Raw genomic sequence first — 20182 nt, 5'->3', positions numbered from 1 at the left:
TGGTGGTTCATATCCCAGGGAATTCGCCCCCGGATTTTCGACCATGGTGGCTTGGGCCAGCGTTGCGTTCAAACGACTTTATCGCTAGCATGATTTACATTTTCTCAAGCGAAAAGAGACGTCGCGCATGGACGCTTTGCCACCGCTCAATGCCGTACGTACCTTCGAAGCTGCGGGGCGCCTGGCAAGCATCTCCGAAGCAGCGGCTGAACTCTGCGTCACGCCCTCCGCGGTGAGCAGGCAGATACGGCTGCTCGAAGAGCATCTGGGGCGCAAACTGTTCTATCGGCAGCACCGCGCCATCGTGCTGACACCTACCGGCAAGCAGTATCTGTCGGATGTGGCGAAGTCGCTGGTGGCATTGCGCCGCGCCACCTCCGTCGCCATGAAGCCGCAACGCCAGGCGACGTTCACGATACGTGCCCCCCACAGCGTCGCGATGCGCTGGCTGTTGCCGGAGCTGGCGAAGTTCCGCTCGGCCCATCCGGACATCGACGTCAAGCTGCACACCTCCCTGACGCCGCCGGACTTCGAGTGCGAAGATCTGGACGCAGGGGTGGTGCTGGGGCGTGGCGACTGGAAGGGCGTGCTCAGCTACATGTTGCTGCGCAATGAACTGATCCCCGTGTGTTCGCCGGAGAAGGGCAGGACCCTGCGCACCCCGAAGGACCTGGCGGGCGAAACGCTGCTGCATGTGTTCGGCCGTCCCGATGATTGGACGGCGTGGCTGCGCGCCGCCAAGGTCAAAGGCATCGATATCGAGCGCGGCATGAAGTATGAGTCATCGGCGCTGGCCTACGAAGCGGCGCTGGAGGGATACGGGGTTGCCATCGCGCAGAAGGGCCTGATAGACCGGGATCTGCGCGAGGGCCGGCTGGTTGCCCCGTTCGACGTGACGGTGGATCTGGGCAACTACACCTACTACTTCGTCCTGCCGCCGGATGGCTACAAGCGTCGTTCGGCTGCCCTGGCCACCTTCCGACGCTGGGTGCGATCTGTCTCGCTGCAGGCGTAGGCCGCGCAGGGGCGTGCCCCTTTCAGCAGGCTGCTCCGCTGCGCTTCCTGTGTTCTATTTTTGGGTTGCAGAGAGCTGTTTTTGGTTCTAGGCGGCTGGCACTGCCTTGTCTATCGTTACACGCAGTGCGCGGCCGCGCCATGCGCGCCGCATTCCGAACCAAGCATGAAGGCGGTTGGCCATGGATGACAGAAACCCGGATATTGAGCAAACAAGGGATGAAGACCTGCAGGACTGGATGGATGCCTTGGCCTCCGTCACCCGGCACGAGGGCAGCCGGCGGGCGCACTATCTGCTGGAGCGTCTGATTGACCAAGGGCGCCGTTCGGGTGTGGCGGTGCCTCGCGCCGAGGTGACGACGCCATACCTGAACACCATCCCCGCAAGCGCCGAGCCCGCCTATCCTGGAAACGCCGTCCTTGAAAAGCGCATCCGCGCACTGGTTCGATGGAACGCGATGGCGATGGTGGTCAGAGCCAATCTCGAAAGTCCGGCTGACGGCGGCGACCTCGGCGGCCACCTGGCCTCGTTCGCATCGCTAGCGACGATGGTGGAATGCGGCCAGAACCATTTCTGGCATGGCGAGGGTGAAAACCGCGGCGGCGACCTGGTCTACTTCCAAGGCCACACCTCGCCCGGCATGTACGGCCGCGCCTACCTCGAAGGCCGCCTGACCGAAGACCAGCTGAACCACTTCCGCCAGGAAGTGGACGGCAAGGGCCTGTCCTCGTACCCGCATCCGAAGCTGATGCCGGACTTCTGGCAGTTCCCGACGGTGTCGATGGGCCTGGGCCCGCTGATGGCCATCTACCAGGCCCGCTTCCTGAAATACCTGCACGCCCGCGGCATCGCCGACACCAGCAAGCGCAAAGTCTGGGTGTTCTGCGGCGACGGCGAAATGGACGAGCCCGAATCGCTGGGCGCCATCGCCCTGGCCGCTCGCGAAAAGCTGGACAACCTGATCTTTGTCATCAACTGCAACCTGCAGCGCCTGGACGGCCCGGTGCGCGGTAACGGCAAGATCATCCAGGAACTCGAAGGCGACTTCCGCGGCTCGGGCTGGAACGTGATCAAGCTGATCTGGGGCGGCTACTGGGATCCGCTGCTGGCCGCCGACAACGAAGGCATCCTGCGCCAGGTCATGGAAGACACCGTCGACGGCGAGTACCAGGCGTACAAGGCCAACGACGGCAAGTTCGTGCGCGAACACTTCTTCGGCAAGCATCCGAAGCTGCTGGAAGCCGTGTCGCACATGACTGATGATGAGATCTGGAACCTGAACCGTGGCGGCCATGATCCGCACAAGGTGTACGCCGCGTTCAGCGCCGCCGCCGCGCATACGGGCCAGCCCACCGTCATCCTGGCCAAGACCATCAAGGGCTACGGCATGGGCCACGTCGGCCAGGCCAAGAACCCGACCCACCAAAAGAAAAAGTTGGACGTGGACGTGATACGGGATCTGCGGGACCGCTATGGCATTCCGGTGCCTGACGACAAGTTGGAGGCAGTGCCATTCTTCCTGCCACGCGCGGATTCGCCGGAGATGAAGTATCTGCAGGACCGCCGCAACGCGTTGGGCGGACACGTTCCGAAGCGCCGCAGGCGGGCGGATGAAAGCCTGCCTGCGCCTGCCTTGCAGGCCTTCGCATCGCTGCTGGAGCCGACGATACCCGGGCGCGAGATTTCCACCACGCACGCCTTCGTGCGCTTTCTCAACCTGCTGTTGCGCGACAAGGCGTTGGGGCCGCGCGTGGTGCCCATCCTGGCCGACGAGTCGCGGACGTTCGGGATGGAAGGATTGTTCCGTCAGATCGGCATCTATGCGCCGGAGGGCCAGAAATACACGCCGGTCGACAAGGACCAGGTCATGCACTACCGCGAAGCGGAGGACGGGCAGCTGTTGCAGGAGGGGATCAATGAAGCGGGAGCGATGAGTTCCTGGATCGCGGCGGCGACGTCGTACTCGTCCAGCAACCGCATCATGATTCCGTTCTACATCTACTACGCAATGTTCGGTTTCCAGCGCGTGGGCGATCTGGCTTGGGCGGCCGGCGACATGCAGGCGCGCGGTTTCCTGCTGGGGGGAACGGCTGGGCGCACGACCATGAATGGCGAAGGATTGCAGCATGAGGACGGCCATAGCCATATCCTGGCGTCCACCATCCCCAATTGCGTGGCGTACGATCCGACCTACGCGCACGAGCTCGCCGTGATCATGCAGCACGGCGTCAAGCGCATGGTCGAAAACCAGGAGAACGTCTACTACTACGTGACCGTGATGAATGAGAACTACCCGCAGCCTGGCCTGACCTCGGGCGATGAGGCGGGCATCATCAGGGGCATGTACAAGCTGCAGTCACGGGGCGATGGCGGCAGGCGGGTCCAGTTGATGGGGTCCGGCACGATCCTGCGGGAAGTGCTGGCGGCGCAAGTTCTGCTGCATGAGGATTGGGGCATCGGATCCGACGTCTGGAGCGTGACCAGCTTCACCGAGCTGCGCCGCGACGGTCTCGATGTCGAACGCCATAACCTGCTGCGCGGCGAACAGGAGGATCCGCGGGTTCCCTACGTGACGGAAAAGTTGACCGGCACGCAGGGGCCCGTCGTGGCCTCGACCGATTACGTGAAACTCTTCGCCGACCAGATACGCCCGTTCATTCCAAAGAATCGGGCCTACAAGGTGCTGGGCACGGACGGCTTTGGCCTGTCTGACTTCCGCCACCGACTGCGTGGGCACTTCGAAATCGACCGCCACTTCGTGGTGCTGGCCTCCTTGCAGGCGTTGGCCGAAGATGGCGAAATCGACCGCGGCGTGCTGGCGCAGGCGATTGCGCAATACGGCATCCAACCGGACAAGGCCAATCCTCAGAACACCTGAGAACAACAGGCGATATCGAGTCGATCAGCAAGACTGGAATCGTTGATGAGCGTAGATGCGAATGCGGGTACGGGAACGCCGCCTGGGTGGCGAAGCTGCTGGACTGGCCGCTGCTTGCCGCAGCGACCGTTGCGGTGCAGTTGCTGGGTTCGACCTTGGTCATCCTGCGATGCTGGTCGTGGCTGGGCGCCGACGCATTGATTGTATTTGTGCTGATGGCGATTCCCGTGGCCCACCCGTTCTGGCAAGTGGAGGGGGCGCAGCGTCACGCCCAGGCGCGCTTCCAAGGCTTGCAGGCTGAAGGCCAGGCAGGCAGTTGGCGTCTCCAATATTCCGGCGGCGTGTTCGAGGTCGCCAGTTTCCGCCATCGTCATGAACATCGCCATGTCCCGCATCCGGTCATCCATGCGTGGCTTCCTGAAAACCGCCGCCCAGCGCGCGATGCAAGGCGACATCGATTGCAAAACGCCGGCTGTCCAGCGCGGCCACCACTCGCTTCTGGGTCGCCAGCCGGTCTTCGACGATCAGCACCGACTGGAAATCCGCCGCGCCGCTGGTGTAGCGGGCGCGCGCCAGTTCCCACGCGCGTTCGGTCATCCGCAGCGATTCCCGCGCATAGTGGATCTGCTCGTCCAGCGAGCGGTTGTTCAGCGCGATGCCGGCGATCTCGTTGAGGGCCTGTGCCAGCGCGGCGTCGTAGTTGGCGACAGCGGCATCGTAGTCGGCGCGAGCCACGCCGTAGGCCGCCTTGCGGCGTCCGGCATCGAATATTGGCAGGCTGAATGCCGCGCCCACGGAGCCGAAGTCCGAGCCCGAGCGGAACAGATTACCGACCCCCAACGATTGCAGGCCCAGCATCGCGCTCAGGTTGATGTTGGGATAAAAGTCCGCTTCGCGCGCGTCGATCTGGCTGGACAACGCCTCTACCCGCCAGCGCGCGGCAGTCAGGTCGGGGCGGCGTCCCAACAGGTCGGCGGGCAAGCTCGGGGGCAAGCCGATCGCTTGCAGCGCCGGGCGAGCGGGGCGTTCGATCTCCAATGCGGCGTCTGGGCCCGCGCCCAGCAGTGCGGTCAAGCGAAAGTGCGCCAGCCCGATCTGCTCCTCGGATGCGGCCAGTTCGGCCCGTACCGCGGGCGGACCGGCCTGCGCCTGCCGCAGGTCGGCTTCAGAATCGTAGCCGGCGTCGAAACGCATCCGCACCAGGCGCTCGCTTTCCTCGCGTATGCGCAGCACCTCCTGCAGCATGTCGCGGTCGTTGTACAGACGCAGCAGATCGGCGTACACCGTAGCAATCGCGGTCGACAGACTCAAGCCAGCGGCGGCGCCGTCTGCCTGGGCTGCGGAAAGCTCCGATACGGCGGACGCCAGCAGAGCGCGGTTCTTTCCCCAGAAATCGAATTCGTAGGAAAAATCCAGCGCGGTGCGTGCGCTGTCGTTCCAGCCGCGCAGCGCATCGGAGACGGGCGCGCCGGTCTGCGTGCTGGGTTTGGCTTCGGTCATGCCGCCTGTCAGCGACGCATGCGGGTAGAGCGCCGCGCCCGCGCCTTGCACGCCAGCCTGGGCGCGCCGGATGCGTGCCTGGGCGACGGCCATCGTCGGGGATTGGGAGAGCGCCTGCGAGATCAGACGGTCGAGCTGCGGGTCCTGGTACCGTTTCCACCATTCCTTCGCGGGCCACGCCGCGTGTGGCGCGGCCAAGCTGCGCTCGCTTGGCAGGTTCTGACTGGATGCCGGCGCGGGCCTGGGGCCGAGGTCGGGCGGCGTGACGCAGGCCGACAACAGCAAAGCCATCGCCAGGCTCAGCGCGGGTGCATAGTGGCGCGCATTCATGATTGCTCCTTGGTGGCGCAGGTGAAGCCGGGATAGAACAGGCGCAGCGGATTCCAGGATGCCTGCGCGCCCGGACCGGAATCGATGGCAATGGTTGGTACCGCGGACATGCCGGTGCCCAGCCGGTCCAGGCCAGGCTGGTCCGGGTCCAGCACGATGCGGACAGTGAAGCGGCGCACGATCTTGGTGAAGTTGCCCGTGGCGTTGTCGGGCGGGATGACGGCGAACTCCGAGCCGCTGGCGCCTGCCACGCTCTCGACGGTCGCGCAGTAGCGGGCGTGCGGTACGGCGTCGACGCGCACGCTGACCCGGTCGCCTGGCCGGATGCGCGCCAACTGCGTCTCCTTGAGATTTGCCTCCACCCACAAGTCCCGGGTGGGCGCCACTGCCATCAGGCGGGTACCCACGGCGACGTATTCGCCTGGACGCACATTGCGTCCCGCGATGCGGCCCTCGCGCGGCGCGATCACCCTGGTAGCAGCCAGGTCGTTGCGGGTCTTTTCCAGCCTGGCCAGAGCGCTGTCGCGGCTGGCCTGCGCCGCTTCGCGCTGGGCCCGCAGTACGGTCAACTGCTGTTGGGCGTACTCCGCCTGCGCTTCGTTCTGGTTCAAGGTGGACGCCGCGCGTACCTGTTCGGCACTGGCCTGGTCGTAGAGCGCGCGGCTGACGCCGCCTTGTTGGACCAGCGATTGTGCGCGTCGGAAATCCGCGAGGGTGCGCGCGGCCTGCGCACGGGCTGAGGTGACGGTCGCCTGGGCGATGCGTATCTGCGTGGCCTGCAATGTCTGCTGCGCGCCAATCTGTTCCAGCGTCGCGTCGGCCAATGCCACGGCGGATTCCGCGTCGGCGACGGCGGCTTCATAGTCCTTGGGGTCGATGCTCACCAGCTGCTGGCCGGCCTCCACCTTGCGGTTGTTTTCCGTATCGACCGTCTGGATGTAGCCGCTGACCTTGGTGGCGACGTAGGTCAGATCGCCCTTGACGTACGCGTTCTCGGTGCGTTCGTAGGGCGTCGCGCCATGCCAAAGTGTGTAGGCGCCAAGGACCAGGCCGCCCAGGGCCAGGACGATGGCCGACGCGACCAGGACGCGGTGGCTGGTGTGCAGAATGACTTGCAGGGCGCTGGGAGCTGGCGGGAGAGTGGTTTCGGTGCTCATGGAATGGCCTCTGGACTTAGGCGGTCTTGCTGGGAAGAGAGGGAACTGGGAGGACGGGCGGGGCGAGCGGGCTGGGCAGCCTGGGCAGCGCCCACACCAGCACGGCGCCCAGCGTCAGCAGGGCGGCGGCCAGCAGGAACGCGTCGCTGTAGCTCAGGGTGTAGGCCTGTCCCGCGACGCTGCGCGCCAGGCGGCCGAGCGCGGCGCCTTGGGTGGCGCCCGGGTCGGAGACCCAATTGGCCATGCCGCCCGCGCTCTGGCTCAGCCGCGCGGTGGTTTCAGCGGCCAGCGAACTCACGCTTTCGTTCAACATGGCCGAGTGGTACTTCTCGCGCTCGTTGACCACGTGGCTGAACACGGCGATGCCGCTGACCAGGCCCAGGACCCGCGAGTAGTTGAAGATGATTCCGCAGGTTGCGCCGTCGGTCTTGCCGATGCCATAGACCGCAAAGCGCAAGGTCGCGACAGAGAACAGCCCCTGTCCCAGCCCGGCCACCAGCAGCGCTGGCGCGAAGTTCTGCGCGGTCCAGTCGGGGCTGAGATTGCCGCTGAGCAGGCAGGCCAGCGCGAACAAGGCCAGGCTGGCGCTGAGCACCAGCCGCTGGTCGACGCGCGGCGCCAGCCAGAAGGCGATCGGCAGGGAGACCATAGTGCCCAGCGACAGTGGTAGCAGCATCGCGGAAATCTGTTCCAGCCGGAAGCCGTGGATGCGCATCAGGTACTGGGGCGCGATCCAGACGGCGAACAGCGTCCCAAAACGGAAAATGATCTGCAGCACGATGGCCCAGCTGAAGGTGGATTTGCGGAAGATGTTCAGATGCAGCAGCGGGCGGTTCGCTTTGAGCAGGCTGGCCGCGCCCAATCCCATTCCAACCAGGCCCATCAGCAGGCAGGCGCTGATCCACCAGGTTTCGAACCAGAAATGGCGCTCGCCTTCCGAGATGGCGATCACCATGGCGCTGAGACTGGCCGAAAGCAGGGCGTAGCTGGGCCAGTCCTTTACTTTGAGGTAGTGGATGTCGCCCCGGTCCTGGCGCAGCGCGCGCCGGGCCAGCAGGTAGTACGCCGCGCCCAGGACGGTCTGGGCCCAGAAGAGCATGCGCCAGCCGCCCACGGCCGCCAGTTCCGCCGCCAGCCATCCCGCCAGTCCAACCCCGATGGACGTGGACGCGGCGAAGGCCGCAAGGCCACGCACCTGGCCCCGGCCCGGCGGCAAAGTGGTCATGACCAACAGGAACATGAGCACGGGCAGCATGCCGCCGAAGAATCCTTGGGCGAATCGCATGGTCAGCGCCCAGGCCAGGTTCGGCGACATTGCCACGGCGGCGGACGCCAGCGCGAAGCCCAGGCCGGCCCAGCGCATGCTGCGGCCGCGGCCGAAGGCGGCGGCCGAAGTCATCACGATGGGCAGACAGAAGATCTGGCCCACGTTGTAGATCGTGGTCAGCCATGCGGTCGCGTCGGCGCTGGCCGACAGGCCGCCGCCTATGTCTCCCAAGGCCAGGATGGCGGCCAGGGGAAAGGTGGAGCCGATCATCGCGCCCAGCGACGCCACTGCCAGGGCGTAGAGGCGGCCGGGCAAGGGCGGGGGGGCTGGAGGTAGAGCTGTTGACATGGATTGCCTATAAATACCGATGGTATCGTTAGGCAAAATATATACTCTTGGTATCGTTATAACAACCGCAATTCAGCGAGAATTGGCGACACTGGTGGAACGCTGCGGACCGCGTAAGCGATGAACGCCCGCGGCGGCGTCCGGAGAACGCAGGGATCAAGGAGCAGAGGTGGTGGAAACTAAGACTCAGAAGCGCTCGCGCGTGTCGCACGGCGCCGTGCGCAGCGAGGAAACCCATCGCGCCATCATCGAAGCGGCGGCGGCGATTCTCGACGAATCCGGCTATGCGGGCTTCACGCTGGACGCGGTCGTCAAGCGTGCGGGATCCAGCAAGCCTTCCATTTACCGCTGGTGGAAGAACAAGGCGGCACTGATCATCGAGGTGTATGAGCGTTCGGGGGAATCGAGCCTGGCCACGTCCCGCAAGGGCAATTTGCGCGATGAACTAGCCGATTTCCTGGCGGCGCTGTGGAACTGGTGGAGCAGCACGCGAGCCGGCGAAGCGCTGCGCAGCATCGTTGCCGAGGCCCAATCCGATCCGAAGACGCTGGCCCTGCTGCGCGACGAGTTCGTGGACCGGCGCAAGAACAACCTGCGGTCGATCTTCCAGCGCGCCTGCGACCGGGGGGAATTGCGCTGGGGACCGGATGTGGAGGCCGCCATCTCCCTGGCGATGGGGGCAAGCTGGCTGCACATGCTGACGGGCACGCTGGCCGACACGCGCCTGTGCAAAACGTATGCGGACATGCTGGTCCGAGCCCTGGGCGCGGCTTCGTCCAGCTAGTCCGCATCGTTGCGGTTATGCCAGGAAGGTCCTGTTGATGTCCTTGATCGTCGCTGTGCCAGCAAGCTTCATGCTGAGTTCGAGTTCGTACTTCAATGTGTTCAGAACGGAGGTGACGCCCGGGGCTCCGCCCAGGGCGAGGCCGTAGAGCACGGGGCGGCCGACCGCCACCGCGCTGGCTCCCATGGCCAGCGCCTTGAACACGTGCACGCCGCGGCGCACGCCGCCATCGAGGTACACGGGCACTTTATGGCCCACCGCATCAACCACGCCGGGCAGGGTGGTGAATGCCCCAGGAACGGAATCCAGTTGGCGCCCCCCATGGTTGGACACCTGAATGGCGGCCGCCCCTGCATCGACCGCTTCTTTTGCGTTGCTGGGGGATTGAATGCCCTTTACCACGACGGGCAGGCCCGACTCGCGCGCGATGAACTCCAGGTCCTTGAAATCCAGGTCGCGCTTGAAGATGGTGAACAGTTCGGCCAGCGTCGCTCCCGCGGGCGCATTGGGAACATTGGGGAATGGCAGGGAAGCTGGAAACTTGAAACCCGTGCGCCGGTCCGACTCGCGGTTGCCCGACCATTCCAGATCCACCGTGAAAACGATGGCCGTCGCGCCCATGGCCTTGGCGCGCGCGATCAGTTCGCGGTTCACGCCCATGTCCTTGGTGAAATACAGCTGAAACCACTTCGGGCCGTGGCTGACCTTGGCCATTTCCGACAGGGGGACGTTGGCCAGCGTTTGGGCGGTGAACAACGCGCCGGCGTCGGCCGCGCCTTTCGCGGTGCCCAGTTCGGCCGACGCATGGGCCAGGCCATGCGCGGCCATGGGCGGCACAAAGATCGGGATATCGACCTTGGATCCGAGCAACTCGGTCCGCGTGTCGGGTTGCTTAACCCCGGCCAGATAGCGCGGCATGATGGCGTGATCGTCGAACGAGCGCACGTTTTCGCGCAGCGTCCATTCGTCGCCGGAACCGCTGCTGATGTAGCTGAACTGCGGAACGGGGATGAGTTTCCTGGCCTCTTCCTCGAGGTCATACAGGTTGATGATGTCCAGCTTTTTCTGGGCGCTGCCAGCCTTGTAGGCGCCGTCTGTCGCGGTGGCGGCAAGCGGCGCTGCGGACGAGGACGAGGCCGAAGCCGACAGGAGGCCGCCTGCCATCATGCTCAGGCTGCCGATCATCATTTCACGTCTGGAAGTTTGCATTTTCTCTACTCCGCTGAGGTGGGGGAATACCATTCGCCCATCTCAGATCCACTGTCTTGGTTTCAACGCGCGGCGTTGGCGACGGCTTCGACGGTGATGCGCAGCTGCACCTGATCGCTCACGCCAGGCGCGAACGCATCCACGCCGAAGTCGCTGCGCTTGAGCACCGTCGTGGCATCAAAGCCGATGGCGGGCCGCTGCAGCATCGGGTGGACGCCTTGCTGGTTCTTGCGAGCTTGCAGCACCACGGGCTTTTCGATGCCCTTGATGCGCAAGACGCCGCTCACGCTCAAGTTTCCGTTGCCCTGATCGGCCACCGAGGTGCTTCGGAACTGAATGTCGGGATACTTGGCCGCCTGGAAAAAATCGGCGCCTTGAAGCATCTCGTCCAGCTTGGGCACGTGCGACGTGAAGCGCGGGACGGGCACGCTCAGGTTCACCGCGGATTTCGACGGCTGGGAGGCGTCATAGCTGATCACACCGGTCACGCCACCCGCATGGGCCGAAGGCTTGGAGTAGCCCAGGTGATCCCAGGTAACCACGATTTCAGTGTGTTCCGGATCGATTTGGTAATCCACGGGCGCGGCATGCGCCGTAAAGCTGCTCAGGGCCAGGAGCGCGCTGGTCAGAAATGCTGCATGAGTTTGCTTCATAAGGTCTCTCTTTGCGTATGGCGCCGCGGAATCGAGGCGCGCAGTCCGTCATGTCTATCGGGGCTTTCAGCTTGCGCTGTAGCGGTGCGATAAGAATAAAGAATGAGACATTGATGCGGTAGTTACCGATATTCGTCCTGACTGTCCTATTATTGAATCTAATTTTCTGCAGGGCAGGTAATTACCCAGGGCCTGCCTTACGTGCTTCCTGGCATTCGGCGGCGAGAAATTCTATTAGCGTGCGAACAGATGGGAGCAATCCGCGCCTGGAAGGAAAGACGGCATGCACGAGGCCGGCGCGCGGTCGCCACTCTGGCAGGATCTGAATGAGCTGACCGGCTTCGACATATGGCCAAACCATCATCGTGGGTAGCGAAACCACGCCGACGCCAGCCATGGCGGCATTGCACAGGGCAGCCATATCGTCACTGATGAGGCGTGGCACGTGGCGGACGTTTGCGGTTCGCCCATCGGCATGGTGAAGCTGCCATTGGTGTTCGCGTCGCGCCGGACCGAGGGTCACACTGCGCGCGCCTTCAAGATCCGTGGGGGACCGAAGCGTCCGTCCAGCCAGAAAAGAAGGAGAGGCAACCAGGCATTGCGTGCTTTCATCGAGCCAGCGCATGACCAGCTCAGTCGACTCTAGCGGCGGGAAACGCACGCGGATGGCGACGTCGAAGCCTTCGGAGATCACGTCGACCCGCCGATTGGAGCTTTCCAGATGGAGTTCGATATCCGGGTAGGTCGTGAGAAAGCGCGCGAACAGCGCGCCGAACTGGAAGTTGATCAGCGCCACAGGACAACTGACGCGGATGATACCGCGCGGTTCGGCTCGTACCTGTGCGATGACCTGTTCAGCCGCCTCCGCTTCCACCAGCATGGCGACACATCGGTCGTAGTACTCCCGACCCACTTCGGTGATTGAAAACCGCCGTGTTGAACGATTGATGAGGCGCACGCCCAAACGGTCCTCCAATTGTTGCATGCGACGGCTGAGCATGGATTTTTGGATGCCGGTGACACGGGCTGCGGCGGCAAAGCCGCCATGGTCTGCCACCTGCACAAAGTAATAGAGGTCATTGAGATCTTTCATTGTCTTATTTTTAGGATATTGCATCCGATTTTGCAATCTTTTGGGATTTTTGTTGCGGGAGTAACTTCAATAGCGTGCCAGGCGCGGTCGTTTTGGCGCTTAGGTAGGTGAGCAGGAGCGGCGGCGGCGCCCGAGTCGCTCCCGTTCGGCAAGAAGCAGTTCCGCGCTCAAGCCGCGGCAGGCGCATACCCACGCAATAAAGGACAGAATCATGACTAGTGAAGCCATTCGCGATCCCAAGGCGGATCAATTGTTAACGCCGCAGAACTCGGCCTTCATCATCATTGACTACCAGCCGGTACAAGTGAACTCGATCGCGTCGATGGATCGGCAATTGATGCTGAATAACATTGTTGGCTGCGCCAAAGGTGCGGTCGCTTACGGGCTGCCGATAGTGCATTCCACGGTCAATGTGAAGACGGGGCTCAACAAGCCGCCGGTCCCTCACGTGCAGAAGGTGCTGGGTAGCTATCCGACATACGACCGCACCAGCATCAACAGCTGGGAGGACGTGGAGTTCCGCACGGCGGTGCGGGAAACCGGCCGCAAAAAGCTCATCATGACGGCTCTGTGGACAGAGGCGTGCCTGACTTTCCCGGCACTCGATGCGCTGGCGGAAGGCTACGAGGTCTACGTTCCGGTGGATGCCGTGGGCGGCACGTCGGTGGCGGCGCACGAGGCTGCGCTGCGTCGTATTGAACAGGCAGGTGGCAAGCTTATCTCTACGGTGCAACTGTTCTGCGAACTGCAGCGGGATTGGAAGCGCAGCGAGACCGTGCCGGCCTTCATGAACCTCTTTATCGAAACGGGCGGAACGCCTGCGATCCAATTCTCCTACGACCGCGACGAGTAACGCGGATAGACAAGCGGTGGCCGACGGTCTGTCGGCCGCCGCCGCCTTGCCGGGCAAATTTTCCGAAGGAGCAGGCTATGGACGATATTCACGTCTTGGCAATGGTCTATGCAAAGGAAGGTCGAGAGGATGCCTTGCGCGCCGACCTGGTGAGCGTTGCCGAAAAGTCGGCGGCGGAGGAAGGAAACCTGCGGTACGAGCTTTATGGCGATGCCAACGACAGTCGCAGGTTTGTGCTTGTAGAGCACTGGCGTGATGCCGCGGCGCAGGACAAGCATCACAACCAATCTCCCCACATCGCTCATTTCCATTCCCATGGTGAAGCGAATGTGGAGAGACGCGAAGCGGTGCACTTTCTCACGCGTCTGGTTTGACCCTTCCAACGTTCGGCGCCTGCAATGACGCAGGCCTTGAACGGGCAAGCCTACGCGCAAAGCTTGCCATCCATTCATCCCCGAAGCAGAACAGGCCTTCTGGCAACGCGCCTCAAGCGTGGGGCGGATGGCTGGCCGTCGAAATCTATAAAATTAAAAAAATGGTTTTTATAGAAAAAAATATATAAATAAGTAAAATGACGCCGAAGGTCGCAGAGACGACCTCGAGCGGCCGCCGGCCGCACTAATGGAGACCAATTGTGAAAAGCTTTTCCGCGATCATCCTGGCGGCCGGCCTGGCGTGTGCCACGCCCGTGCTAGGAGCCAGCCCGCCACCTCCCAATGTGCTCATCATCCTGGCCGACGACCTGGGCTACAACGACATCCAGCCGTTCGGACAGGACGTGATCAAGACTCCCGCGCTCCAGCAATTGGCGCAGGAAGGCATGCGTTTCACCAATTTCCATGTCAATCCAACTTGTTCGCCGACCCGCGCGCAGTTGCTCACCGGTGTGGACAATCATCTGGCCGGCATGGGCGCCATGGGCGAATACCGCATTCCCGAGATGGACAAGCACCCGGGCAATTACATAGGTTCGCTTAACGATCGGGTCAACACGTTGGCGGAAGTGCTCAAGGAGCGCGGCTACGCGACCTTCATGGCGGGCAAGTGGCATCTGGGTGGCAAGCCAGAGCAGTTGCCAGGGGCGCGAGGCTTCGAGCGTTCGTTCGCCCTGATCAATCCAGGGGGCAGCCACTGGGACAATAAGGGCTTGCTGGCGGTACAGCCGCGTACGCGCTTCGTCGAGGATGACAAGACGGTGGCGCGCGACACGGGCGAGTTCTCGTCAAATCTCTACACCGACCGTTTCGTTGACTACATGCAGGCCGCCCAGCAAGCAGGCAAGCCATTCTTCGGCTATCTGGCGTTCCAGGCAGTGCATGACCCGCTGCATGCGCCCGCGGCCGACATCGCCCCATACCAGGGCAAGTTCGCGGACGGCTACGACGTGCATCGCAGACGGATGTTCGAGAACATGCAGCGCCTTGGGGTCATCCCCGCCGGCACGCGCATGTCCGAGCCGGCGCCCCTGTTCACGCCATGGAAGGATCTGGTTCCGGACGAGCGTGCCCGCCAGGAGCGCGTCATGGAAATCTACGCCGGCATGGTGAGCAACCTGGACACCAATGTCGGGCGGGTCATCGACCAGCTCAAGCGCAGCGGCCAGTACGACAACACGGTGATCTTCTTCTTTTCGGACAACGGCCCGTCGGCTGCGTATATGGATTTCTATCCGGGAAACGCGGACGGCAGCTGGATCGCCAAGGAGTTCGATACATCCTTCAAGAACATGGGCGCGCCCGGGTCGTTCGCGGGCGTGGGGCCAGGCTGGGCTTATGCCAGTTCCGCGCCCTTTAAGCTCTTCAAACTGGTCATGACCGAAGGCGGCACGATTTCTCCGCTTATCGTCAAAGGTCCCATGGTGGCCAAGCCCGGCGCGATGAATGACGGTTACCTGGGGGTAGAAGACATCTTCCCGACCGTAACGGCCATGGCGGGAGCAAGCCGCGGCGAAACGCGCAAGGGCGTGCCGCTGGAACCTTTGAAGGGCGGGTCGTTCCTGAAGGTACTGGACGGCAGCGCGGCATCCGCGCGCGCGCCGGACTTCGAGCGGGGCGCCGAGCTTTTCGGCAACAAGGAGTACCGGATGGGCAAGTGGAAGTTGAGCTGGCTGCCCGAACCCTTCGGCACCGCCGGCTGGCAGCTCTACGATACCGACGCGGATCGGGGGGAGACCGAAGACCTCGCCGCCCGGCACCCGGAGATCGTCAAGGAGATGGCGGGCAAGTATAAAGCCTGGAGCGACGCCAATCGCGTTATCGCGTGGGATAGTCAATATCTGGCAGCCCAGCTCTTCAACTACTTCGATTGGCGCCGCGGCGTACCGCGCCAGATCGTCGATCAGCATTAGCCATCCATGCTCACGATGAAACATGCATGGACCGCGGCCGCGCTTCTGTGCGGGATTGCGGCGGCGGGGATGTATCTCCTGCCAGGCGCGGGGCCGCAGGCGGGGCAGCTGGGCGATGGCCGCGGCGGACCCGCAGGCATGATGTGGATTCCGGCTGGCGATTTCCTGATGGGCAGCGACAGTCCGCGCTCGCAGGCCAATGAACGGCCTGCGCATCCGGTGCGCCTGGCCGGGTTTTGGATAGATCGCGACCACGTGACGAATCGGGATTTCGCCAGATTCGTGGCCGCGACCGGCTATGTGACCACGGCGGAGCGCACGCCCGACTGGGACACCATCCGTGTGCATCTGCCCGCGGGCACGCCGCGTCCCGCCCGACTGGTGCCAGGCGCGCTGGTGTTCGTGGGCAGCAGCAAGCCCGTCGACTTGAACGACTATGCGCGCTGGTGGCGTTTTGCACCGGGCGCCAGTTGGAGGCAGCCGCAGGGGCCGGGCTCGGACATCGCTGGCAAGGATGAGCATCCGGTGGTCCAGGTTTCGTACGAGGACGCCCAGACGTATGCGGCCTGGGCGGGCAAGCGTCTGCCGACCGAGGCCGAATGGGAGTACGCTGCCCGCGGCGGCCTGGAGCAGGTGGACTTTGCCTGGGGGACAAACCCGCGGCCCGATGGCAAGCCGATGGCGCGCACCTGGGACGCGAGCCGAGCTTTTCCCATGCAGTCGCCCAAGATCATGCCGGGTACCGAACCGGTGGGCAGCTATCCGGCGAACGGCTACGGCGTGCGCGATATGGCGGGCAACGCGTGGCAGTGGGTAGCGGACTGGTATCGCCCCGATGCGTTTCGCCAGCAGTCGCAGGAAAGGACGGTACGCAATCCTGCTGGACCCGCGGCGCCCTACGACCCCGCCATGGTCAGGCCCGAGGCGCCCAAGCGCGTCATCCGTGGCGGTTCGTTCCTATGCAGCGAAGATTACTGCGAAGGCTATAGGGTAAGCGCGAGGCAGGGGCAAGACCCATATAGCAGTGCGTCCAACGTCGGATTCCGCCTGGCGTTGAGCGCGGCGGACTGGAACGCGCAAGAGCGTTAGGGTGCTAGCGCGCATTCCCCAGACGCTCGGCATGTTCGAGCACCAGCGCGGTGGTCAGGCGCAGATGCTCGGACAGGAGGGCGCATGCCAGGTCGGCATTCTTGGCGAGGGCGGCTTTGGCGATGGCTTCGTGCTCGGTTTGCACGTCGCGGGCGCCGGCCTCTGCCGGCCCCATGACCGAAAGATTGCGATACCGCGCAGTCTGCTGGCGCAGGATCAGGGAAAAACGCATGCTCCAACGCGAGGGGCAGGCCGATAGCAAGGCCTCGTGAAAGGCGTCGTGCGCGATTTCCCAAGCGGGATTCAGGCCTTCGGGCTCAGTGAGCATCATCGGTTGCCGGTTCAGCCGGTGCAGGGCAGCCAGCACCCGGCCTTCCCATTCGATATCGCCGTGCGCTATGGAGGCGCGCAACGCGTCGGACTCGATGCGTTGGCGGGTTTGGGTGATGTCCAGCAGTTCTTCGCGGGATGTGCGGCTGACGCTGAATCCGCGCTGATCCTCGGCATTGACGAAGCCAGTGGTGGCCAAACGCGAGAGAGCCTCGCGCAGCGGATTCACACCCGTGCCGTAGCGCAACGCCAGTTCCTTCAGCTTGAGCTTGGCGCCGGGCAGCAGCCGGCCGGCAATGATGTCTTCCTGGATGGCGGCTGTGAGCACCGACGCCTGCGTGAGTTGCTGCGTGGCATGGCCTGGGGCGTGGTCGGCGGCGATCGGTTGAGGCATGGAAGAAACAGATCCGGGTTGGGCATGGGAATTTTACGCGTGGGCGTCAAAATCGACAAATCCATAAATATATATTTTCATTGATTTGTAGATAAAAATGCCTATACTGATTTGCAGGATGGACCGGCACGCCGCAGCGCCCATCCGGCCCGGCGCCTGCCGCGCGGGCGCGGCGCTACATCGCTCATCAAGGACGTCTAGCTCATCATGAAATTCATACGCTTTTCCCATGGCAACGGGCAGTATCTCGGAATCCTGGAAGGCGACCAGGTGATCAGCCTCGGCCAGCATGAACTGCTGGACCTGCTGCGTCAAAAAACGGACCTGCCTGCGTTTGCACGCGAACGTGCGCCGGCCGGAAAGCGTTTCGCCCTGAAGGAAATCCAGTACCTGCCGCCATTGGCGAATCCTGGAAAGATCATCTGTATCGGCTTGAACTATTCCGATCACACCGCGGAAAGCAAATTCGAACAGCCTGCGTACCCCACGGTGTTCAACCGCTTCAGTAGCAGCCTGATCGCGCATGAACAGCCCATGATCCGTCCCAAGTCGTCCGACTCCCTGGATTACGAAGGCGAGATGGCCGTGGTGCTGTCAGGAGGCGGCCGCTACATCAGCAAGGAGGATGCGCTCAAGCACGTGGCGGGCTATTCGATCTTCAATGACGGTTCGGTGCGCGAATACCAGTTCAAGTCGCCCCAATGGACCGTCGGCAAGAACTTCGACGGCACGGGCGGTTTCGGCCCGGCGCTGGTCACCGCGGACGAACTGCCGCCGGGCGGCGCGGGCCTGGCGCTGGAAACCAGGCTGAACGGCAAGGTGGTGCAGTCGGCCAATACGCGCGACATGGTTTTCGACGTGGCCACCTTGATTTCGCTATTGAGCGAAGCGTTCACGCTGGAAGCGGGCGATGTCATCGTTGCCGGCACCCCTTCGGGCGTGGGTTGGGCGCGCGAGCCGCGCCTGCTGATGCAGGACGGCGATGTTTGCGAAGTGTCGATCGAAGGCGTGGGCACGCTGCGCAACCCCATTTCCCTGGAGCGTTAGTGCCTGCCGCCGGGTAAGAACATTATTGGATACCGCTAGAGGCCGGCCATACCGGTCCTGGTAGGAATTTGGAGAGAGACATGAAAGAAATCGAGATCCCCGTCCTCGTGGTCGGGGCCGGGCCTGCAGGCTTGGCGGCGACGGCCTTGCTGGCCAAGTACGGCATCCAGACCCTGGCTATCACGCGTTACCCGGGCACCGCCAATTCGCCGCGAGCGCACATTACCAATCAGCGCACCATCGAAGTGATGCGCGACCTGGGTATCGAGGACCGGGTGCGGGCCCAGGCCACGCCCAACGCGCTGATGCTGAACAACGTCTGGGCCACGAGCTTTGCGGGCAAGGAGCTGGCGCGTCTGCAAACCTGGGGCGGCGGGGACCAGCGGCGCGGAGACTACGACAAGGCCAGCCCTTGTGGCATGTGCAATATTCCGCAGCACCTGCTGGAGCCCATCATCCTGACAGCGGCGCGCGAGCACGGCGCGCAATTCCTTTTCAATACCGAACTCAAGACCATCAGCCAGGATGCGGGCGGGGTGGTCGCCGAGATGGTGGACACGATCAGTGGCGAGGAAATCCGCGTCCGAGCGCAGTACGCCGTGGGCGCCGATGGCGGCAACAGCTTGGTGGCGAAACAGCTGGGCTTCGAATTCGACGGGGAAATGGGGCTGGGGGCGGCCATCAGCTGCTGGCTGGAAGTGGAGCTGGCGCCCTATGTGCAGCATCGCCCCGGCGTACTCTACTGGATGGCCGAGCCGGGCAACAGCTATTGGTTTGGCAGCGGCACTTTTGTCTGCGTGCGGCCCTGGAACGAATGGATCATGCTCTCCATGTACGACAAGTCCAAGGGCGAGCCGGATCTGAGCGAGGACGCCATCGTGGCCCGCGCCCGCGCGGTGATCGGGGTGCCGGACATTCCCGTGAAAGTGAAGTCGGCCAACAAATGGCAGATCAACCACATCGCCGCGCGCGAAATGGGCAAGGGCAGGGTGTTCCTGGCGGGCGATGCCGCGCACCGCCATCCGCCGGCCAACGGCCTTGGCACCAACACCTCGATCCAGGATGGTTTCAACCTGGCGTGGAAGCTTGCCTTGGTCCTGAAGGGCCAGGCCGGCCCGGGCTTGCTCGACACGTACACCCAGGAACGCCAGCCCGTCGCGCGCGGTGTGGTGGACCGGGCCATGAAGTCCGTGAATGACATGAAGGCCATCGCTGATGCCATCGGTTTCACGCCGGGGCAGTCGGCGCAGGAAGGCTGGGCCAATCTCGATGAGCTTTTCAGCGACAGCGACCGCGGCCGCGAGCGCCGCGGGCAGCTGGACGCAGCCGTGGCGTTGCAGAATTACCAATTCAACTGCCATGGCGTCGAACTCGGCCAGATGTATGCCTCTTCGGCCATCGTGCCTGATGGCAGCGCGAGCCGGCCGTCCGAGCGCGATAGTGAGCTCTATCATCAGGCCACGACCTTCCCGGGCGCGTCCTTGCCGCATGCCTGGGTGGAGCAGGGGCAACGCCGGATTTCCACGCTGGATCTGGCCGGGCACGGGTGCTTCGCCCTGCTGGTTGGGCGTACGGACCAGGTTTGGCGCACGGCTGCAGCGCAAGCCGCCAGCGTATTGGGCATCGACCTTCCGGTGTACAGCATAGGGGCGGGTTGCGAGGTGCTGGACATCTACGGCGACTGGGCGCGGCTGCGGGAAGTGTCGGAGTCGGGCTGCCTGCTGGTGCGCCCGGACCGCCATGTGGCCTGGCGCAAGCATGCCGTGCCTGAGGAGCGTCAGGCGGCGGCGGAGTTGTTGGACGCCTTGCAAGGCGTACTGGGCCGGCAGGCCCGCGCCAGCCTTGGCGCGCGCGCCGTGACTGAAGCCGCCTTGTCTTGAGCGGACAC

The 20182-nt window shown here is 63.7% G+C and carries 17 protein-coding genes; 9 read left to right on the top strand and 8 right to left on the bottom strand.

The window, feature by feature from the left end; translation table 11 throughout:
- Positions 1-127 precede the first annotated feature (127 nt).
- Both gcvA and aceE read left to right on the top strand, forming a co-directional pair.
- Complete coding sequence (gene gcvA / locus FOC84_RS29980; protein ID WP_173148728.1) at positions 128-1015, top strand: transcriptional regulator GcvA; 888 nt, start codon at positions 128-130, stop codon at positions 1013-1015.
- A gap of 181 nt (positions 1016-1196) precedes the next feature.
- Positions 1197-3893: a pyruvate dehydrogenase (acetyl-transferring), homodimeric type gene (gene aceE, locus FOC84_RS29975; RefSeq protein WP_173148726.1), complete on the top strand. Its 2697-nt coding sequence runs from the start codon at positions 1197-1199 to the stop codon at positions 3891-3893.
- Here the strand turns inward: aceE and FOC84_RS29970 are convergent.
- The 4 genes from FOC84_RS29970 to FOC84_RS29955 are packed head-to-tail and all read right to left on the bottom strand — an operon-like array spanning position 3881 to position 8495.
- Positions 3881-4300: a hypothetical protein gene (locus FOC84_RS29970; protein WP_173148724.1), complete on the bottom strand. Its 420-nt coding sequence runs from the start codon at positions 4298-4300 to the stop codon at positions 3881-3883. The two genes, aceE and FOC84_RS29970, sit on opposite strands and share 13 nt — an antisense overlap.
- Positions 4293-5723: an efflux transporter outer membrane subunit gene (locus tag FOC84_RS29965; protein ID WP_173148722.1), complete on the bottom strand. Its 1431-nt coding sequence runs from the start codon at positions 5721-5723 to the stop codon at positions 4293-4295. Before FOC84_RS29965 ends, FOC84_RS29970 begins: the two co-directional genes overlap by 8 nt.
- Positions 5720-6880 carry an HlyD family secretion protein gene (locus FOC84_RS29960; protein ID WP_173148720.1) on the bottom strand — a complete coding sequence of 387 codons (1161 nt, stop codon included), beginning with the start codon at positions 6878-6880 and terminating at the stop codon, positions 5720-5722. Before FOC84_RS29960 ends, FOC84_RS29965 begins: the two co-directional genes overlap by 4 nt.
- Before the next feature lie 16 nt (positions 6881-6896).
- Complete coding sequence (locus FOC84_RS29955; RefSeq protein WP_173148718.1) at positions 6897-8495, bottom strand: MFS transporter; 1599 nt, start codon at positions 8493-8495, stop codon at positions 6897-6899.
- A 172-nt stretch (positions 8496-8667) separates the two neighbouring features.
- Here FOC84_RS29955 and FOC84_RS29950 point away from each other — a divergent pair, with 172 nt between their 5' ends.
- Complete coding sequence (locus FOC84_RS29950) at positions 8668-9279, top strand: TetR/AcrR family transcriptional regulator (RefSeq protein ID WP_173148716.1); 612 nt, start codon at positions 8668-8670, stop codon at positions 9277-9279.
- Between the two features lie 15 nt (positions 9280-9294).
- Here the strand turns inward: FOC84_RS29950 and FOC84_RS29945 are convergent, their stop codons facing one another.
- The 3 genes from FOC84_RS29945 to FOC84_RS29935 form a co-directional block, all read right to left on the bottom strand.
- Positions 9295-10488 (bottom strand): lactate oxidase, encoded by a 1194-nt coding sequence (locus tag FOC84_RS29945; protein WP_173148714.1) that lies wholly within the window; start codon positions 10486-10488, stop codon positions 9295-9297.
- Positions 10489-10550: 62 nt separating this feature from the next.
- Positions 10551-11141 carry a YceI family protein gene (locus FOC84_RS29940; RefSeq protein ID WP_173148712.1) on the bottom strand — a complete coding sequence of 197 codons (591 nt, stop codon included), beginning with the start codon at positions 11139-11141 and terminating at the stop codon, positions 10551-10553.
- Positions 11142-11322: 181 nt separating this feature from the next.
- The gene (locus FOC84_RS29935; protein WP_173148710.1) at positions 11323-12234 is read right to left on the bottom strand and encodes a LysR substrate-binding domain-containing protein; all 912 of its coding nucleotides are present in this window, start codon (positions 12232-12234) and stop codon (positions 11323-11325) included.
- Between the two features lie 211 nt (positions 12235-12445).
- On the opposite strand from FOC84_RS29935, the gene FOC84_RS29930 reads away from it, so the two are divergent.
- The 4 genes from FOC84_RS29930 (at position 12446) to FOC84_RS29915 (ending at position 16523) form a co-directional block, all read left to right on the top strand.
- Entirely contained in the window at positions 12446-13087 is a 642-nt protein-coding gene (locus FOC84_RS29930; protein WP_173148708.1) for a hydrolase, read from the top strand.
- 77 nt (positions 13088-13164) lie between these two features.
- Positions 13165-13461, top strand: a complete 297-nt coding sequence (locus tag FOC84_RS29925; RefSeq protein ID WP_173148706.1) for a putative quinol monooxygenase — start codon at positions 13165-13167, stop codon at positions 13459-13461.
- A gap of 260 nt (positions 13462-13721) precedes the next feature.
- Positions 13722-15434, top strand: coding sequence for an arylsulfatase (locus FOC84_RS29920; RefSeq protein ID WP_173148704.1), 1713 nt, complete (start codon positions 13722-13724; stop codon positions 15432-15434).
- 6 nt (positions 15435-15440) lie between these two features.
- Positions 15441-16523, top strand: a complete 1083-nt coding sequence (locus FOC84_RS29915; RefSeq protein WP_173148702.1) for a formylglycine-generating enzyme family protein — start codon at positions 15441-15443, stop codon at positions 16521-16523.
- 4 nt (positions 16524-16527) lie between these two features.
- On the opposite strand, the gene FOC84_RS29910 is transcribed toward FOC84_RS29915, so the two are convergent.
- Positions 16528-17247 carry a GntR family transcriptional regulator gene (locus FOC84_RS29910; protein WP_173148700.1) on the bottom strand — a complete coding sequence of 240 codons (720 nt, stop codon included), beginning with the start codon at positions 17245-17247 and terminating at the stop codon, positions 16528-16530.
- A gap of 207 nt (positions 17248-17454) precedes the next feature.
- Between FOC84_RS29910 and FOC84_RS29905 the strand changes: the two genes are divergently transcribed.
- Positions 17455-18294 (top strand): fumarylacetoacetate hydrolase family protein, encoded by an 840-nt coding sequence (locus FOC84_RS29905; RefSeq protein WP_173148698.1) that lies wholly within the window; start codon positions 17455-17457, stop codon positions 18292-18294.
- An 80-nt stretch (positions 18295-18374) separates the two neighbouring features.
- Positions 18375-20174 carry an FAD-dependent monooxygenase gene (locus tag FOC84_RS29900; RefSeq protein ID WP_173148696.1) on the top strand — a complete coding sequence of 600 codons (1800 nt, stop codon included), beginning with the start codon at positions 18375-18377 and terminating at the stop codon, positions 20172-20174.
- The last annotated feature ends 8 nt before the right edge of the window (positions 20175-20182 follow it).

This window comes from Achromobacter pestifer, assembly GCF_013267355.1.
GTDB lineage: Bacteria > Pseudomonadota > Gammaproteobacteria > Burkholderiales > Burkholderiaceae_B > Achromobacter > Achromobacter pestifer_A.
This window is presented reverse-complemented; position numbering and strand designations above follow the sequence as displayed.

Bases quoted from the DNA above. Each gene is read 5' to 3' on its own strand.
- gcvA (WP_173148728.1), top strand. From the start codon at position 128: ATGGACGCTTTGCCACCGCTCAATGCCGTACGTACCTTCGAAGCTGCG.
- aceE (WP_173148726.1), top strand. From the start codon at position 1,197: ATGGATGACAGAAACCCGGATATTGAGCAAACAAGGGATGAAGACCTG.
- FOC84_RS29970 (WP_173148724.1), bottom strand. From the start codon at position 4,300: ATGGATGACCGGATGCGGGACATGGCGATGTTCATGACGATGGCGGAA.
- FOC84_RS29965 (WP_173148722.1), bottom strand. From the start codon at position 5,723: ATGAATGCGCGCCACTATGCACCCGCGCTGAGCCTGGCGATGGCTTTG.
- FOC84_RS29960 (WP_173148720.1), bottom strand. From the start codon at position 6,880: ATGAGCACCGAAACCACTCTCCCGCCAGCTCCCAGCGCCCTGCAAGTC.
- FOC84_RS29955 (WP_173148718.1), bottom strand. From the start codon at position 8,495: ATGTCAACAGCTCTACCTCCAGCCCCCCCGCCCTTGCCCGGCCGCCTC.
- FOC84_RS29945 (WP_173148714.1), bottom strand. From the start codon at position 10,488: ATGCAAACTTCCAGACGTGAAATGATGATCGGCAGCCTGAGCATGATG.
- FOC84_RS29940 (WP_173148712.1), bottom strand. From the start codon at position 11,141: ATGAAGCAAACTCATGCAGCATTTCTGACCAGCGCGCTCCTGGCCCTG.
- FOC84_RS29935 (WP_173148710.1), bottom strand. From the start codon at position 12,234: ATGAAAGATCTCAATGACCTCTATTACTTTGTGCAGGTGGCAGACCAT.
- FOC84_RS29930 (WP_173148708.1), top strand. From the start codon at position 12,446: ATGACTAGTGAAGCCATTCGCGATCCCAAGGCGGATCAATTGTTAACG.
- FOC84_RS29925 (WP_173148706.1), top strand. From the start codon at position 13,165: ATGGACGATATTCACGTCTTGGCAATGGTCTATGCAAAGGAAGGTCGA.
- FOC84_RS29915 (WP_173148702.1), top strand. From the start codon at position 15,441: ATGCTCACGATGAAACATGCATGGACCGCGGCCGCGCTTCTGTGCGGG.
- FOC84_RS29910 (WP_173148700.1), bottom strand. From the start codon at position 17,247: ATGCCTCAACCGATCGCCGCCGACCACGCCCCAGGCCATGCCACGCAG.
- FOC84_RS29905 (WP_173148698.1), top strand. From the start codon at position 17,455: ATGAAATTCATACGCTTTTCCCATGGCAACGGGCAGTATCTCGGAATC.
- FOC84_RS29900 (WP_173148696.1), top strand. From the start codon at position 18,375: ATGAAAGAAATCGAGATCCCCGTCCTCGTGGTCGGGGCCGGGCCTGCA.